This window comes from Mycobacterium marinum, from assembly GCF_003391395.1.
Taxonomy (GTDB): Bacteria; Actinomycetota; Actinomycetes; order Mycobacteriales; family Mycobacteriaceae; genus Mycobacterium; species Mycobacterium marinum.
In genome coordinates this window covers 5,956,107-5,970,240 of record NZ_CP024190.1, presented here as the reverse complement: position 1 = coordinate 5,970,240, position 14,134 = coordinate 5,956,107, and the positions used below count along the sequence as shown (strand labels likewise).

At 66.1% G+C, this 14,134-nt stretch carries 15 protein-coding genes; 8 read left to right on the top strand and 7 right to left on the bottom strand.

Going from position 1 to position 14,134, the window contains the following annotated elements:
• Positions 1–7: 7 nt before the first annotated feature.
• Positions 8–916: a metal ABC transporter solute-binding protein, Zn/Mn family gene (locus tag CCUG20998_RS25275; RefSeq protein WP_012396593.1), complete on the bottom strand. Its 909-nt coding sequence runs from the start codon at positions 914–916 to the stop codon at positions 8–10.
• A 92-nt stretch (positions 917–1,008) separates the two neighbouring features.
• Here CCUG20998_RS25275 and CCUG20998_RS25270 point away from each other — a divergent pair, with 92 nt between their 5' ends.
• Positions 1,009–2,088 (top strand): Rv3575c family transcriptional regulator, encoded by a 1,080-nt coding sequence (locus CCUG20998_RS25270; protein WP_012396592.1) that lies wholly within the window; start codon positions 1,009–1,011, stop codon positions 2,086–2,088.
• Positions 2,089–2,094: 6 nt separating this feature from the next.
• Here CCUG20998_RS25270 and kstR read toward each other — a convergent pair whose 3' ends face one another.
• Entirely contained in the window at positions 2,095–2,697 is a 603-nt protein-coding gene (kstR, locus tag CCUG20998_RS25265) for a cholesterol catabolism transcriptional regulator KstR (protein WP_011741789.1), read from the bottom strand.
• Positions 2,698–2,978: 281 nt separating this feature from the next.
• On the opposite strand from kstR, the gene CCUG20998_RS25260 reads away from it, so the two are divergent.
• On the top strand, positions 2,979–5,114 hold the full coding sequence (locus CCUG20998_RS25260; RefSeq protein ID WP_020730832.1) for an acyl-CoA dehydrogenase family protein: 2,136 nt from the start codon (positions 2,979–2,981) through the stop codon (positions 5,112–5,114).
• Positions 5,115–5,129: 15 nt separating this feature from the next.
• Here CCUG20998_RS25260 and CCUG20998_RS25255 read toward each other — a convergent pair whose 3' ends face one another.
• A complete protein-coding gene (locus tag CCUG20998_RS25255; protein WP_012396590.1) occupies positions 5,130–5,660 on the bottom strand; it encodes a hypothetical protein in 531 nt (176 codons plus the stop codon).
• A 45-nt stretch (positions 5,661–5,705) separates the two neighbouring features.
• Positions 5,706–6,782: a ferredoxin--NADP reductase gene (locus CCUG20998_RS25250; protein WP_020726788.1), complete on the bottom strand. Its 1,077-nt coding sequence runs from the start codon at positions 6,780–6,782 to the stop codon at positions 5,706–5,708.
• A 193-nt stretch (positions 6,783–6,975) separates the two neighbouring features.
• Between CCUG20998_RS25250 and hsaA the strand changes: the two genes are divergently transcribed.
• The 4 genes from hsaA to hsaB are packed head-to-tail and all read left to right on the top strand — an operon-like array spanning position 6,976 to position 10,524.
• Positions 6,976–8,160, top strand: a complete 1,185-nt coding sequence (gene hsaA / locus CCUG20998_RS25245) for a 3-hydroxy-9,10-secoandrosta-1,3,5(10)-triene-9,17-dione monooxygenase oxygenase subunit (RefSeq protein WP_020730830.1) — start codon at positions 6,976–6,978, stop codon at positions 8,158–8,160.
• Positions 8,160–9,047: a 4,5:9,10-diseco-3-hydroxy-5,9,17-trioxoandrosta-1(10),2-diene-4-oate hydrolase gene (gene hsaD / locus CCUG20998_RS25240; RefSeq protein WP_012396587.1), complete on the top strand. Its 888-nt coding sequence runs from the start codon at positions 8,160–8,162 to the stop codon at positions 9,045–9,047. The genes hsaA and hsaD overlap by 1 nt, the downstream gene beginning before the upstream one ends.
• Positions 9,044–9,946: an iron-dependent extradiol dioxygenase HsaC gene (gene hsaC, locus CCUG20998_RS25235; RefSeq protein ID WP_011741783.1), complete on the top strand. Its 903-nt coding sequence runs from the start codon at positions 9,044–9,046 to the stop codon at positions 9,944–9,946. Before hsaD ends, hsaC begins: the two co-directional genes overlap by 4 nt.
• Positions 9,947–9,957: 11 nt before the next feature.
• Positions 9,958–10,524, top strand: coding sequence for a 3-hydroxy-9,10-secoandrosta-1,3,5(10)-triene-9,17-dione monooxygenase reductase subunit (hsaB, locus tag CCUG20998_RS25230; protein WP_020730829.1), 567 nt, complete (start codon positions 9,958–9,960; stop codon positions 10,522–10,524).
• 85 nt (positions 10,525–10,609) lie between these two features.
• Here hsaB and CCUG20998_RS25225 read toward each other — a convergent pair whose 3' ends face one another.
• Positions 10,610–11,017 (bottom strand): hypothetical protein, encoded by a 408-nt coding sequence (locus CCUG20998_RS25225; protein ID WP_020730828.1) that lies wholly within the window; start codon positions 11,015–11,017, stop codon positions 10,610–10,612.
• Between the two features lie 149 nt (positions 11,018–11,166).
• Between CCUG20998_RS25225 and CCUG20998_RS25220 the strand changes: the two genes are divergently transcribed.
• Positions 11,167–11,544 carry a BlaI/MecI/CopY family transcriptional regulator gene (locus CCUG20998_RS25220; protein WP_020730827.1) on the top strand — a complete coding sequence of 126 codons (378 nt, stop codon included), beginning with the start codon at positions 11,167–11,169 and terminating at the stop codon, positions 11,542–11,544.
• Positions 11,541–12,473, top strand: a complete 933-nt coding sequence (locus tag CCUG20998_RS25215) for a M56 family metallopeptidase (protein ID WP_020730826.1) — start codon at positions 11,541–11,543, stop codon at positions 12,471–12,473. Before CCUG20998_RS25220 ends, CCUG20998_RS25215 begins: the two co-directional genes overlap by 4 nt.
• Here CCUG20998_RS25215 and CCUG20998_RS25210 read toward each other — a convergent pair.
• A complete protein-coding gene (locus tag CCUG20998_RS25210) occupies positions 12,468–13,355 on the bottom strand; it encodes a cytochrome c biogenesis CcdA family protein (protein WP_015357420.1) in 888 nt (295 codons plus the stop codon). The genes CCUG20998_RS25215 and CCUG20998_RS25210 overlap by 6 nt on opposite strands.
• Entirely contained in the window at positions 13,352–13,897 is a 546-nt protein-coding gene (locus CCUG20998_RS25205) for a thiol:disulfide interchange protein (RefSeq protein WP_012396581.1), read from the bottom strand. Before CCUG20998_RS25205 ends, CCUG20998_RS25210 begins: the two co-directional genes overlap by 4 nt.
• Positions 13,898–14,134 lie beyond the last annotated feature (237 nt).

Below are 14,134 nucleotides of genomic sequence, written 5' to 3'. Positions count from 1 at the left end.
GACGTGCCTAGCGGCCGGACCGCAACGCTGCCGCCAGCTGGTCGACGGTGTTGCGCTGCCAGGTCAGGTAGTCGGTGTCGATCGGCATGGTCTCGGACACTTCGGCCACGGGCACCCCGGCCCGGTGCGCGGCGGCCTGCAGACCGGCGGTCGTGGCGGTGGCGGTCTGCGGGTTGACCAATAACGCCGCGACCTCCCGGCGGTCGATCAGGGTCAGCACCGAGGCGAGGTCGGCGGGTGCCGGATCGCTGTCGTTCTCATTGGCCTGAGCGAATGCGGCCGGGGTGCGATTGACCAGTCCGGAGGCCGCTAGCAGGTAGTGCACCACGGGTTCGGTCGCGATGACCCCTACGGCCGGGTGCTCGGCACCGATGGCACGTTCGGAATCGACGATGGCGTCCGCGTTGCGGCCGAACTCGACCGCGTTGGTCCGGTATTCGGCGGCATGGGCCGGGTCGATGATCGCCAGCCGTTCGGCGATCGTGGCGGCGACGGACTTGGCGACGTGCAGGTTGTAGAAGACGTGCTCGTCGGGTGGGCGTGCCGCATCGGTTCCCAGCAGGGAGTAGGCGTCGATTGCGTTGATGGCCGGATGGTTGGCCAGCACGTTGTCCACCCACGGGTCGTAGCCGCCGCCGTTGTAGATCAGCAGACTGGAGTCGGCGATCATGGCGGCGTCGACCGGACTGGCCTGATACGAGTGCGGGTCCGAAGCCGCGCCCGTGAGGATTGACTTCACCGCGAGATGTCCTCCGGCGACGGCGCGCGCCACGCTGCCCCAGACATCGGTTGATGCCACCACCGCGGCCGCGCCGGGGTGCGCGTCGTGGTCGGTTCCGCACGCCGCAACACCGGTTGCGCCGAGCACGGATAGCAGGATGGCCGAGAACCCGTGTGCCACCCTGACCCGCAACATACCTCTAATAGTAATGACAACCGTTTCCATTAGAAACTCGACTGGTCGCGTCGCGTGGCCGTGCGGCCGGGGGCGTTGTAGCCTCACCGAACGTGAGTCCCACTCCGCGGCGGCGTGCGACTCTGGCGTCGTTGGCAGCCGAACTCAAGGTGTCGCGCAGCACCATCTCGAATGCCTTCAACCGGCCGGACCAGCTCTCCGCCGAATTGCGTGAACGGGTGCTGGCCACGGCCAAGCGGATGGGCTATCCGGGGCCTGATCCGGTGGCCCGCTCGTTGCGGACTCGAAAAGCGGGCGCCGTCGGTTTGGTGATGGCCGAGCCGCTGACCTACTTCTTCAGCGACCCCGCGGCACGCGACTTCGTAACCGGTGTGGCGCAATCCTGCGAGGAGCTGGGGCAGGGGCTGTTGTTGGTGGCCGTCGGTGCCAGCCGGAGCCTCGAGGATGGCACCGCGGCAGTGCTCAATGCCGGGGTGGACGGCTTCGTCGTGTACTCGGTTCGCGACGACGATCCCTACCTGCAGGTGGTTCTGCAGCGCCGGCTACCGGTGGTGGTGGTCGACCAGCCCAAGGAGCTGGCCGGGGTGTCCCGGGTGGGCATCGACGACCGGGCGGCGATGCGCAAGATCGCCGATTACGTGCTGGGCTTGGGGCATCGTCAGATCGGGCTGTTGACCATGCGCCTGGGCCGGGACCGGCGCCAAGATCTGGTCGATGCCGAGCGGCTCAAGTCGCCGACTTTCGATGTGCAGCGTGAGCGCATCACGGGCGTGTGGGAGGCGATGACCGCCGCCGGTGTCGATCCGGAATCGCTGACCGTGGTGGAAAGCTACGAGCACCTGCCGACCTCGGGTGGCGACGCGGCCAAGGTGGCGCTGGAAGCCAACCCGCGGATCACAGCCTTGATGTGCACGGCGGACATCTTGGCCTTATCGGCCATGGATTACCTGCGCGGGCACGGCATTTATGTTCCGGGGCAGATGACCGTGACCGGGTTCGACGGCGTGCCCGAAGCGATCAGCCGGGGATTGACGACGGTGTCGCAGCCGAGCCTGCAAAAGGGCCGCCGCGCCGGGGAGCTGCTGCAGAACCCGCCGCGATCCGGTCTGCCGGTCGTCGAGCTGCTCGATACCGAGCTGATCCGGGGCCGCACCGCGGGCCCACCGGCTTGACCGGTGTTAGGCGGTCGCCTCCTGATCGCCGATCAGCAGCCGTACCGCCAAATCCAGCCGCTTGCTGACGTCGGTCGCCGAGGCGCGCCGGGTCAGCCACGCGAGCAGATTCGAGAGCCACACGTCGGAAATCACCCGGGCGATGTGGTACTGGTCCTCGGTGGGCTCGCCGTCGGCCATCGCCCGGGCAAACATGCTGTCGATGAGCTTTTCCACCTGGTCGACCTCGGTGGCCGCAGATGCGTCGGCGAACACGTAGGCGCGTGTCATCGCCTCGGTGAGCAGCGGATTGCGCTGCATCGCCCGGTTGAGTTTTCCGACCATGAAGTTGAGCCGCTGAAACGGCGTGCCGCCGGTCATCGCCGACCGGTCCGTCTTGGCGTCGATGCGGCTGAACTCGCGGCCCAGCGCCGACACCAGCAGATGAACCTTCGACGGGAAGTACCGGTACAGCGTGCCGACCGCGACGTCGGCCCGGTCGGCCACGGCACGCATCTGCACGGCCTCGTAGCCGCCCTTCGAGGCGATGGCCATGGTGGCGTCCAGGATGCGCTTGCGGCGCTCCCGCTGTGCCTCCGAGCCCAGCTCTGATTCAGCCAGTACTGCCACCTTCACGACCTCACGAGGTTGTGCGTCGGCAGCACGGCCAGGGTTGGTGTTCGCTGGCGACATCTGGCGGGCAACTCCTCTCCCGGGCGGATCGCTGCAAAACGATACGCATATTGTGCGTAAATTTCTCACCTCCGCGTAGCCGGGACAACGACGTGTACTGGCCTAATGGCCACCAACTTGACGTTGGTCGTCTGCACTATTAGAACACGTTCTAGTAAGAATGAACGGTTCTCGGACATGTTCGAGCAATGTGAAATTGATGACGCGGAGGACTGCAGGTGGTAGCGATTGTCTCCGACCAACAGTTGGCGGCGCGCGAGTTGGTGCGCGACTGGGCCCGAACTGCGGCCGCGGGGGAGATTCCGACCGCCGCGAGCCGTGAAATTGAGCGGGGAAACGCCGACGCTTGGCGCCCGGTGTTCACCGGCCTGGCCGAACTGGGTCTGTTCGGCGTTGCGGTTCCTGAGGACCACGGCGGTGCCGGCGGCACCATCGAGGACCTGTGCGCCATGATCGAGGAAGCGGCCAAGGCGCTGGTGCCGGGGCCGGTGGCCGGCACCGCCGTGGCCGCCGCGGTGCTGGCCGAGGCCGGCGCCGAACCCCAGTTGCTGGCCGCACTGGCGTCGGGCGACCGGTTCGCCGGGCTGGCGCTCGAGGGTGAGCTGCAGTTCGACCAGAACACCTCCCTCGCCTCGGGTAGCGCCCCGCTGGTACTGGGCGCTATCGCCGGCGGCGTGGTGCTGCTGCCGGCCGGGGCGAGTTGGCTGCTCGTCGACACCACCGCCGAGGGGGTGGCGGTGGAGCCATTGGCGGCCACGGACTTTTCCCGGCCGCTGGCCCGGGTGGTGCTGGCCGCGGCGCCGGCGCTGTCGCTGGGCGAGTTGGGGCAGCGGGTCGAGGATCTGACCGCGACCGTGCTGGCGGCCGAGGCGGCCGGGGTCACCCGGTGGGCGTTGGAAACCGCGGTGGCCTACGCCAAGGTGCGCGAGCAGTTCGGCAAGCCGATCGGTAGCTTCCAGGCCATCAAGCACCTCTGCGCCGAGATGCTCTGCCGGGCCGAGCAGGCCGACGTGGCCGCCGCCGACGCGGCCCGGGCGGCCGCGGAGTCCGACGACCAACAATTCGCACTCGCGGCGGCGCTGGCCGCCAGCATCGGCATTTCGGCCGCGAAGGCCAATGTCAAAGACTGCATTCAGGTGCTCGGCGGTATCGGCTGCACCTGGGAGCACGACGCTCATCTGTATCTGCGCCGGGCCCACAGCATCGGCCGATTCCTCGGCGGCGCCGAGCGCTGGCTGCGCCGCGTCGCCGCGTTGACCCAGGCCGGTGTGCGTCGTCGCCTCGACATCGACCTTTCCGAGGTGGCCGACCTGCGTCCCGAGATCGCCGCGGCCGTCGCAGACGTTGCCGCGCTGCCCGAGCAGAAGCGTCAGGTCGCCCTGGCCGAAGCCGGCCTGCTGGCACCGCATTGGCCGGCGCCCTACGGGCGCGGCGCATCCCCGGCCGAGCAATTGCTGATCGACCAGGAGCTGGCGGCGGCCGGCGTGGTGCGGCCGGATCTGGTGATCGGGTGGTGGGCGGCGCCCACCATCCTCGAACACGGCACGCCCGAACAGATCGCGCGCTTTGTACCGAGCACCCTGCGTGGTGACTTCCTTTGGTGTCAGCTGTTTTCCGAGCCGGGTGCCGGTTCGGACCTGGCGTCGCTGCGCACCAAGGCGGTCCGCGGTGACGGCGGCTGGCTGCTGACCGGACAGAAGGTATGGACCTCCGCGGCGCACAAAGCCCGGTGGGGCGTGTGCCTGGCCCGGACCGACCCGGACGCCCCGAAACACAAGGGCATCACCTACTTCCTGCTGGACATGACCGCGCCGGGGATCGAGATCCGGCCGCTGCGTGAGATCACCGGCGACTCGTTGTTCAACGAGGTCTTTCTGGAGAACGTGTTCATTCCCGACGAGATGGTGGTCGGAGCGGTCAACGACGGCTGGCGGCTGGCCCGCACCACACTGGCCAACGAGCGGGTCGCGATGGCCACCGGGACGGCGCTGGGCAACCCGATGGAAGAGCTGCTCGAGGTGCTGGCCGAGCTGGAACTCGACACCGGCCAGCAGGATCGGCTGGCCAGGTTGATCGTTGCCACCCAAACCGGTGCACTGCTCGATCAGCGCATCGCCCAACTGGTCATGGGCGGGCGGGATCCGGGAGCGCAATCCAGCGTGCGCAAGCTGATCGGAGTGCGTTATCGCCAGGCGCTGGCCGAATACATGATGGATGTGTCCGCCGGCGGCGGTCTGGTGGAGAACCGTGCCGTGTTCGATTTCCTCAACACCCGGTGTCTCACGATTGCCGGTGGCACCGAACAGATCCTGCTGACCGTGGCGGCCGAACGGCTGCTGGGTCTGCCGCGCTAGCTGCCGCCGGGAGCGCTAGGAGAAGTTGGTCTGCGCGCAGGTGCTGGGGGAGGTGAGGTTGACCCCGGGGTAGACCACCTGCATGTGCGTGCACACGTAGACATTCACGTTGGTCATCGGCTGGCCGGTTTCCCAGCTGGCGGAGTCGATCACGCCGGTCGTCTGGTACTTGTCGGGTGGGCCCTCGCCGAAGTAGACGGTGGTGATCACGTCGGAGCCGGCCTGCTTCATCACCCGTTCGAACTGGCTGGTGGCATGCGCGTCCAGGTAAGCCAATCGATTCGACGACCTGATCTCGGTGGTTTGACGTGCCCACAACCCGGGCGGAAACCCCGTCGGGCCTTCTGGGGTGCGCAGGTTTGCTCCGGCGACGAAGTCGCAGCTGCCGTTGGGGTGGCAGTCGACGAACGAGTGCGTCTCGAGTTGGGTGGTCTCATCGACCGGGAACAGGGTGGTGGCGGTATTGCTGGCCGCGGCCGAGGTGGGACTGGGCAAGAAGGTGAGCATCAGCGCGGGAATCGCCAGGCCTGTCATCAGCCGCCTCATCGTGCGTCCTCTCGTCGACCCGTCTGGGTGAACTTAACGCCGCGACTATTCGTCGTAGGTCACTTCCACCGAATCAGATTCCGGGTGAGATTGACAGGCCAAAATCAGTCCATCGTCGAGATCCTGCTGCTCGAGCACGTCGTTGACTTCCATGTTCACCTTGCCGCTGCGCAGGGTGGCCGCGCAGGCGCCGCAGTGCCCTTCCCGGCACGAGAACGGTGCGTCCAAACCGGCGGCCAGCAGCACGTCGAGCAGCTTGGCGCTGCGCGGCCAGGACACGGTGTGGGTTTGTCCGTCCAGTTCCACCACCGCCGTGGCCGGTGGTTCGGCCGCGGAGTCCTCGACCGTCACCGCCGCGAACGGATCCGACTCCAGCGACTTGAACACCTCGATATGCACTTGCCCGGCAGGCACATCCAGGGTCTGCAGGGCGACGCGCGCGGCCTCCATGAACGGGCCGGGGCCGCAGATGAAGGCGGTTCGGCCGGTGAAGGGCGCGGCCAGCTGTGCCAGTGCGGTCGCGCTGGGCAGTCCCTGCAGCGACTCGAGCCAATGCACCACCGTGAGCCGGTCCGGATACTTGGCCGACAGCTCGCGCAGTGCGTCGGCGAATATCACCGAGCGTTCGTCGCGGTTGGCGTAGAGCAGCGTCACCTGCCCGCTGCCCTCGGCCAGCGCCGACTTGCAGATCGACATGATCGGGGTGATCCCGCTGCCCGCCGCCAGCAGCAGAAAGTCGTCATCGAGCGTCTTGGGTACGAAGTTGCCCGACGGCGCCAGCACATGGATGCGCATCCCCTGATGGGCGTTGTCGCACAGCCAGTTGGACGCATAACCGTCGGCGGTGCGCTTGACCGTCACGGTCAGCGCGTCATCGGTAAACGGCGAGCTGCACAGCGAGTAGCAACGCGCCACCGAACCGGTGCGCTCGCTGGGAACCCGAAGCGTCAGAAACTGGCCGGGCGCGTAGCGTAGGCGCTCCGGTGGGATCCGAGGGTCATCGGAACCGTCCGGAACGGCGAACACCAGCGACCGGGCGTCGTCGGTTTCGGCGACGACCTCGGCGATCTGCAGTTCCAGGACATGGCTGCCAAGTGGCTCGTCAGGAATTGCGTCGGTCAATAGCCGCCCTCTCCTTGGTCTCGACTAGAACATGTTATAGAAAACTCGATTCACATCGCTACCAGGTGCAGGAATACCCTGCTCGACACAAATCGGAACGTGTTCTAGTCTTGCTCTAGGTTCCATGCCCGGCTGTTCCGTGGGTCCGCATCGGCCGCGGTGCCCAGTCCGCACTCGCAGGAGGCAAAGGTAAGTGACGACGATTCAACAGCGCGATGCGCAGTCGGTGCTGGCTGCCATCGATGATCTGCTCCCGCAGCTTCGGGAGCGGGCTCAAGCGACTGAGGATCTGCGCAGGCTGCCGGACGAGACCGTCCAGGCACTCGAAGATGTCGGCTTCTTCACCCTGCTGCAACCCGAGCAGTGGGGCGGCCTGCAGTGCGATCCCACGCTGTTCTACGAGGCGACGCGGCGGCTGGCGAGCGCGTGCGGTTCCACCGGCTGGGTGAGCTCGATCATCGGCGTGCACAACTGGCATCTGGCACTGTTTGATCAGCTTGCCCAGGAAGAGGTCTGGGGCAGTGACCCCAAGACGCGGATCTCCTCGTCCTATGCGCCGATGGGCGCGGGCGTCGTGGTCGACGGCGGCTACCTGGTCAACGGCTCATGGAACTGGTCATCCGGCTGTGATCACGCGACCTGGTGTTTCGCGGGTGGTCCGGTGATCAAGGACGGCCGCCCGGTCGACTTCGGTAGCTTCCTGATTCCCCGTACCGAGTACCGCATCGACGATGTCTGGCATGTGGTCGGTCTGCGAGGCACCGGCAGCAACACCGTGGTGGTCAAAGATGTTTTCGTGCCACGGCACCGGTTCCTGTCTTACAAGGCGATGAACGACCACACCGCGGGCGGGCTGCAGACCAACACCGCACCCGTCTACAAAATGCCATGGGGCACAATGCACCCCACCACGATCACGGCCCCCATCGTCGGGATGGCCTACGGCGCGTACGACGCGCACGTCGAGCACCAGGGCAAGCGCGTGCGTGCCGCATTCGCCGGCGAGAAGGCCAAGGATGACCCGTTCGCAAAGGTCCGCATCGCCGAAGCGGCCAGCGACATCGACGCCGCCTGGCGACAGCTGATGGGCAACGTCGGTGACGAGTACGCGTTGTTGTCCGCCGGCAAAGAGATTCCCTTCGGCCTTCGGACGCGGGCGCGTCGTGATCAGGTGCGCGCCACCGGCCGGTCGATCGCCTCGATTGACCGGTTGTTTGAGGCCTCCGGTGCCACCGCCCTGGCCAATGACGCTCCTATTCAGCGGTTCTGGCGCGACGCGCACGCCGGCCGGGTGCATGCGGCCAACGACCCCGAGCGTGCGTACGTGATATTCGGGAACAACGAATTCGGGTTGCCGGCCGGCGACACCATGGTCTGATGACAGTGACCCAGTCCAAGACTGCAGAGCACACATTCGAATCCACCTCGCGCTATGCCGAGGTCGACGTCGACGGACCGCTGAAGCTGCACTATCACGAAGCGGGCGTCGGCAACGATCAGACCGTGGTGCTGTTGCACGGCGGCGGACCCGGGGCGTCGAGCTGGTCGAACTTCGCCCGCAATATCGAGGTGCTGGCCCAGCAGTTCCACGTGCTGGCCGTCGACCAGCCCGGATACGGTCACTCCGACAAGCGGGCCGAGCACGGCCAGTTCAATCATTATGCGGCTAGGGCGCTCAAGGAATTGTTCGACCAATTGGGGCTGGGACGCGTTCCGCTGGTGGGCAATTCGCTGGGCGGCGGCACCGCGGTGCGCTTTGCGCTCGACTACCCGGACCGGGCCGGACGTTTGGTGTTGATGGGCCCGGGCGGGCTGAGCATCAACCTGTTTGCGCCTGACCCGACCGAAGGGGTGAAACGACTGGGGAAGTTCTCGGTCGCACCCACCCGGGAGAACCTCGAGGCGTTCCTGCGGGTCATGGTCTACGACCAGAAGCTGATCACCCCCGAGCTGGTGGACCAGCGTTTTGAACTGGCCCGCACACCTGAGTCGCTGGCCGCCACGCGGGCAATGGGAAAGTCCTTCGCCGCAGCGGATTTCGAGCTCGGCATGATGTGGCGCGAAGTTTACAAGCTGCGTCAGCCGGTACTGCTGATCTGGGGTCGTGAGGATCGGGTGAATCCGCTCGACGGAGCGCTGGTGGCGCTGAAAACGATCCCGCGCGCCCAACTGCACGTCTTCGGGCAGTGCGGACATTGGGCGCAGGTGGAGAAGTTTGACGAGTTCAACCGGTTGACCATTGATTTCTTAGGAGGTGCGAGATGAGCATCCGTTCGCTGGGCTATCTGCGCATCGAAGCCACCGATATGGCTGCCTGGCGCGAGTACGGGCTCAAGGTGCTCGGCATGGTCGAGGGAAAAGGCAGTACCGAGGGTGCGCTGTATCTGCGCATGGATGACTTTCCGGCCCGGCTGGTGATCGTGCCCGGCACCCAGGACCGGTTAGCCGAGGCCGGCTGGGAATGTGCGGATGCCCAAGGGCTGCAAGAAATCCGGAATCGGCTCGACGTGGAAGGCACGCCCTACAAGGAAGCTACCGCCGCCGAACTGGCGGACCGCCGCGTCGACGAGATGATCTTGTTCTCCGACCCATCGGGAAACCCGCTGGCGGTGTTCCACGGCGCCGCGCTGGAGCACCGGCGGGTGGTGAGCCCGTATGGGCACAAGTTTGTCACCGGTGAGCAGGGGCTGGGGCACGTCGTGCTGACCACCCGCGACGACGCCGAGGCGCTGCACTTCTATCGGGATGTGCTGGGCTTCAAGCTGCGTGACTCGATGCGGATGCCGCCGCAGGTGGTTGGCCGTCCCGCTGACGGAGCGCCGGCCTGGTTGCGCTTCTTCGGCTGCAATCCCCGTCACCATTCGCTGGCTTTCCTGCCGCTACCGACGCCCAGCGGCATCGTGCATTTGATGGTCGAGGTGCAGAATTCCGACGACGTGGGTCTGTGCCTGGACCGCGCGTTGCGTCGCAAAGTACCCATGTCGGCCACCCTGGGCCGGCATGTCAACGACCTGATGCTGTCGTTCTACATGAAGACGCCCGGTGGGTTCGATGTTGAATTCGGTTGTGAGGGAAGACAGGTCGATGACCACGATTGGATCGCCCGGGAAAGTACAGCGGTCAGTCTGTGGGGCCATGACTTCACGGTCGGCGCTCGCGGCTAGCTCGGACGACAATGGCGGCTGACCCGATCGACCCGCGCACATTTCGCCACGTGCTCGGACAGTTCTGCACCGGGATCACCATCATCACCACGGTGCAAGACGACGTGCCGAGTGGGTTTGCGTGTCAGTCTTTTGCGGCGCTGTCGCTAGACCCGCCGCTGGTGTTGTTCTGTCCGACCAAGGTGTCGCGTTCCTGGAAAGCCATCGAGGCCAGCGGCCGGTTCTGCGTGAACGTGCTCACCGAGAAACAAAAGTCCGTGTCGGCGCGGTTCGGGTCCAAGGAGCCCGACAAGTTCGCCGGTATCGATTGGCGCCCTTCTGAACTCGGTTCGCCGATCATTGATGGGTCGCTGGCCTACATCGATTGCACGGTGGCCTCGGTGCATGACGGCGGAGATCACTTCGTGGTCTTCGGCGCGGTTCATTCGCTATCGGAAGTGCCCAAGATCAAGCCTCGGCCGCTGCTGTTCTACCGGGGCGACTACACGGGCATCGAACCGGACAAGACCACGCCCGCTCAGTGGCGTGACGACCTGGAAGCGTTTTTGACCGCAACGACCCAGGACACCTGGCTCTAGCGGGCTGCCTCCCTCTTCCCGCGAACGCAACGCCACGGCGAAAATCAAGGGGAAAATTTCGCCGTGGCGCTACGCCCGCCTTCGGTTACCGGCTGCTACCGGTGTCCACGGCGTCGCTTTGCGAAGCGGTCTGCGATGATTGCGCCCCGGCTTCTGGGGCCAGGTCCTCGGCGCGTTGCCACTGCTCGTCTAGTTGCGTCCGGGTCGCTTCGGCCTCGCTTTGGTGTTGGGCCGCGCGTTCCTGCAACCGCGCGGCTTCGGCGGCCTTCACCTCGGCCTCGGCTTGGGCGGCGCGCGCCTTGGCGGCGGTTTCGTCGGCGAGTGCCTGACGTCGTTCCAATTGGGCGGCCTGAAGTCGGGCCTGATCGCGAATCTCTTCGGCCTGCTGTTGCCGGCGGTGGCGCCGCGTCCTGCTGGCCACGACGATCAGGCCGCCGAGCACGACTATCGCTGCTACTACCCCGACGACGATCCAAATCATGCTGCTGTTCATGAGGGCTCCGGTGCTAGTCGGTGGTGCTGTGGTCGTCTGTACCGGGTTCCCCGTATTAGACAGAAATCAAACAAGCGCGAATCGGCTGCATATCGCGGTTGTTCGGCACCGGAATAGCGATCGGCGCGAACGTGCGAGAGAGTAGAGCCGTGCAGGTTCGGCGCTTCGGCGAACTCGAGACGGTCATCATGGACCGCGTATGGGACCACGGCGGGGCCGTGACGGTACGCGGCGTCTTCGATGACCTGGCTCACGACCGCCAGATTGCCTACACCACGGTGATGTCCACCATGGACAATCTGCACCGCAAGGGCTGGTTGCAGCGCGAACGGGTGGGCAAGGCGTTCAGTTACTGGCCGACCATGACTCGCGAAGAGCATTCCGCCCGCCTGATGCACGATGCCTTCGACGCCGGCGGCGACTCGGACCTGGTCTTGGCGTTTTTTCTGAAACAGATGGATGAACACGATGCTGTGCGGGTCCGCGACGCGCTGCGCCGGATCATCGACGACCAGGAAGAGTCATGAACGCGGCTTTGCTCTTATTTGCGTACGCATCCGCCCTGATCTGGCTAGGGCCGGTGCTGCTGCGACGGGTTACCGGCACCGGGGTGCACCCGCGGCTGGCGGTGGCGTCATGGCTGAGCGCGGTGTTCGCCGCTATTGCCGCATGGGTGGGCGCTCTGGTGTTCCTCGGCGCGGCGGTATTGGACAGCATATGGCGCCACCGGGCCCTGGCCCTGTGCCTCAAAGAGCTGGGCCTGGCCGGCGAACTGGGCCTGCCGCGCGGGATCGCCTCGGCGCTTGCGGTGGGTGTGCTGTCGACCGGAGCGGTGGCCACCGTCATCGTGTGCTGGCGCATGGGCCGGCAGTTGCGGCGCCAGCGATCCGCCAGTTGGCTGCACGCGGCGACCGCCCGAACGATCGGAGGAGCCAGCGACTGGCCCGGCGTGGTTGTGGTCCCGGCACCACAGCCCGCGGCCTACTGCGTGACCGGCCGTCCGAACTCGGTCATCGTGGTCACCAGCGGCGCGCTCGGCCGCCTCGATGGGCCGCAGCTGGCGGCCGTGCTGGCACACGAATACGCGCACCTGGCCAGCCGCCACCACGACTTGCTCATGGCGCTGCGGGCGCTGGCGTCGAGCCTGCCGCGGCTACCACTGTTCGCCGCGGCAGCAAAGGTGGTGGCCGACCTTCTCGAGATGTGCGCCGACGACGTCGCGGTGCGCAGCCACGGCAAGATGGCGTTACTGCGCGGCCTGTTGGCGCTGACCGAGGGGCCAGCCATGGCGCCCGCCGCATTGGGCGCGGCCAATACCGCCACGGTGGCTCGTGCCGAACGGCTGGCCATCTCGGTGTCGCGCCGCAGTTGGTGGCAGGAGCGGTTGATGCTCTGGGCGACCATCAGTCTCGCGGTGGTTTCGCCGATGATCCTTGGACTGGCTTGTCGGCTATGACGTTGGGTCGGGCAGCGATTGCGCGGCGGGATTGCTGGCGCGCCGTCGCGCCAGGGTGTGCCAGCCCACGGCGACGGCGACAAGTGCTGCCGCGACGCCCAGTAGCAGCCACGGGCTGAGCCCGTCTACCAGCCGAATCAAGCTGTCCTGCAGCGTGCTTGCGGCCTGGATCACCGGGTCGTCGGTTTCGGCGCTGGTGAAATACAGCCGGATTTCGTAGTAGCCGTAGTAGGCGACGTAAAGGCCGGTGATGAGGACGATCACGCCCGCGATCCGGCCCACGAAAGGCAAGATGCGCCGAAACGCTGCGGTGGCAGATGAACCGGCCAGCGCAACGGTGAGCGCCGCTACGCCCACCGTGAGGGTCATTCCGACGGCATAGGCGACGAAGGCCAGCACCCCCGACAGTACGGAGCCCTGTTTGAAGGTGGTGCTGATCACCGCGAGAAACGGCGCAACGGTGCAAGATAGCGAGGCTACGGCGTAGCCCACGCCGTAGCCGTACATGGAACCGAGCCGAGTTGTCGGCGTACCCCCCATGCTCTTGGGCAAGATGATGCTGAGTTCCTTGCCGGCCAGTAGCCAGATGGCAAGACCGACAAGCAGCACCCCGATGACCACCGTCGCGAACGGCAGGTATCTCTGGGCCGAAGCTATGACCGGTGAAATCAGCAGTCCGAAAACACCGAACACCGTGAGGAAGCCGAGCGACATTCCCGCGGTGGCCGCTCCGGCGCGCAGCACCGCTCGTGGTCGGGAGGTGCCTTGGCTGCCGGCGATCACCAAGCCCAGATAACCGGGGAGAAAGGCAAAGCCGCACGGATTGAGGGCGGCCACCAGCCCGGCGCCCAAGGCAAAGCTCAGGGCCGCGGTATTGATCATTTCCCGGTGAGCCCGTTGACCCGCTCGGTCAACTGGGCTTCGCTCAGTCCACCCTTGACCACCTCGACCTCGCCGTTGGCGGAGATGAACGCCCATGCCGGTTGCTGTGTGACACCGAAGTTGGACCACACCTGGCCGTCGCTGTCGGCAAGTTGGGTCACGTCGCCCAACTGGTATTTGTCGACGAAGGCCTGCATCGCGGAGGCTTCCTCGCGGGCGGCCACCCCGACGAATGTCGCCTCCGGGTTGGCGGCCGCGGCTTTAGCCACGATCGGTGCTTCCTGTTGGCACTTGGGGCACCACGGTGTCCAGAACCACAACACCGTGGCCTTTCCCGCCAGGCTCTCTCCCGAGAAGGGCTTCCCATCAATGGTTTTGGTGGTGAACTGCAGTTGGGCCGGGACATGCGCGGCCCGGTTGGCCACCGCGTTCGATGACGACGCGGGGGCGCCCGCTGGTGAGGCCGTTCCGGATGAACCGCATGCTGCGATGGTCAATGCGGCGGCGATGCCGGCGAGCGAGGCGATCAGGCGGCGGGGCATGGTGATTCCCTTCCCGTCGAGTTCGAGGGTTCGGTGACGATGGCCAACAAAATACTATCTACGTACGTAGATAGTAGTTGGTTCACCGGACGGCGCGAGACGCCGCCTGCCCGCTACCTCAAATACCGGGAACTCCCGTCGTCAGGGGCGCCGCGGCGGCCAAAACCGTTTCGAGGTGTCCTTGGGGTGGCCGGGGCACCACTGGGATTCCGGCACCATCGCGCGAACCTGATCCAC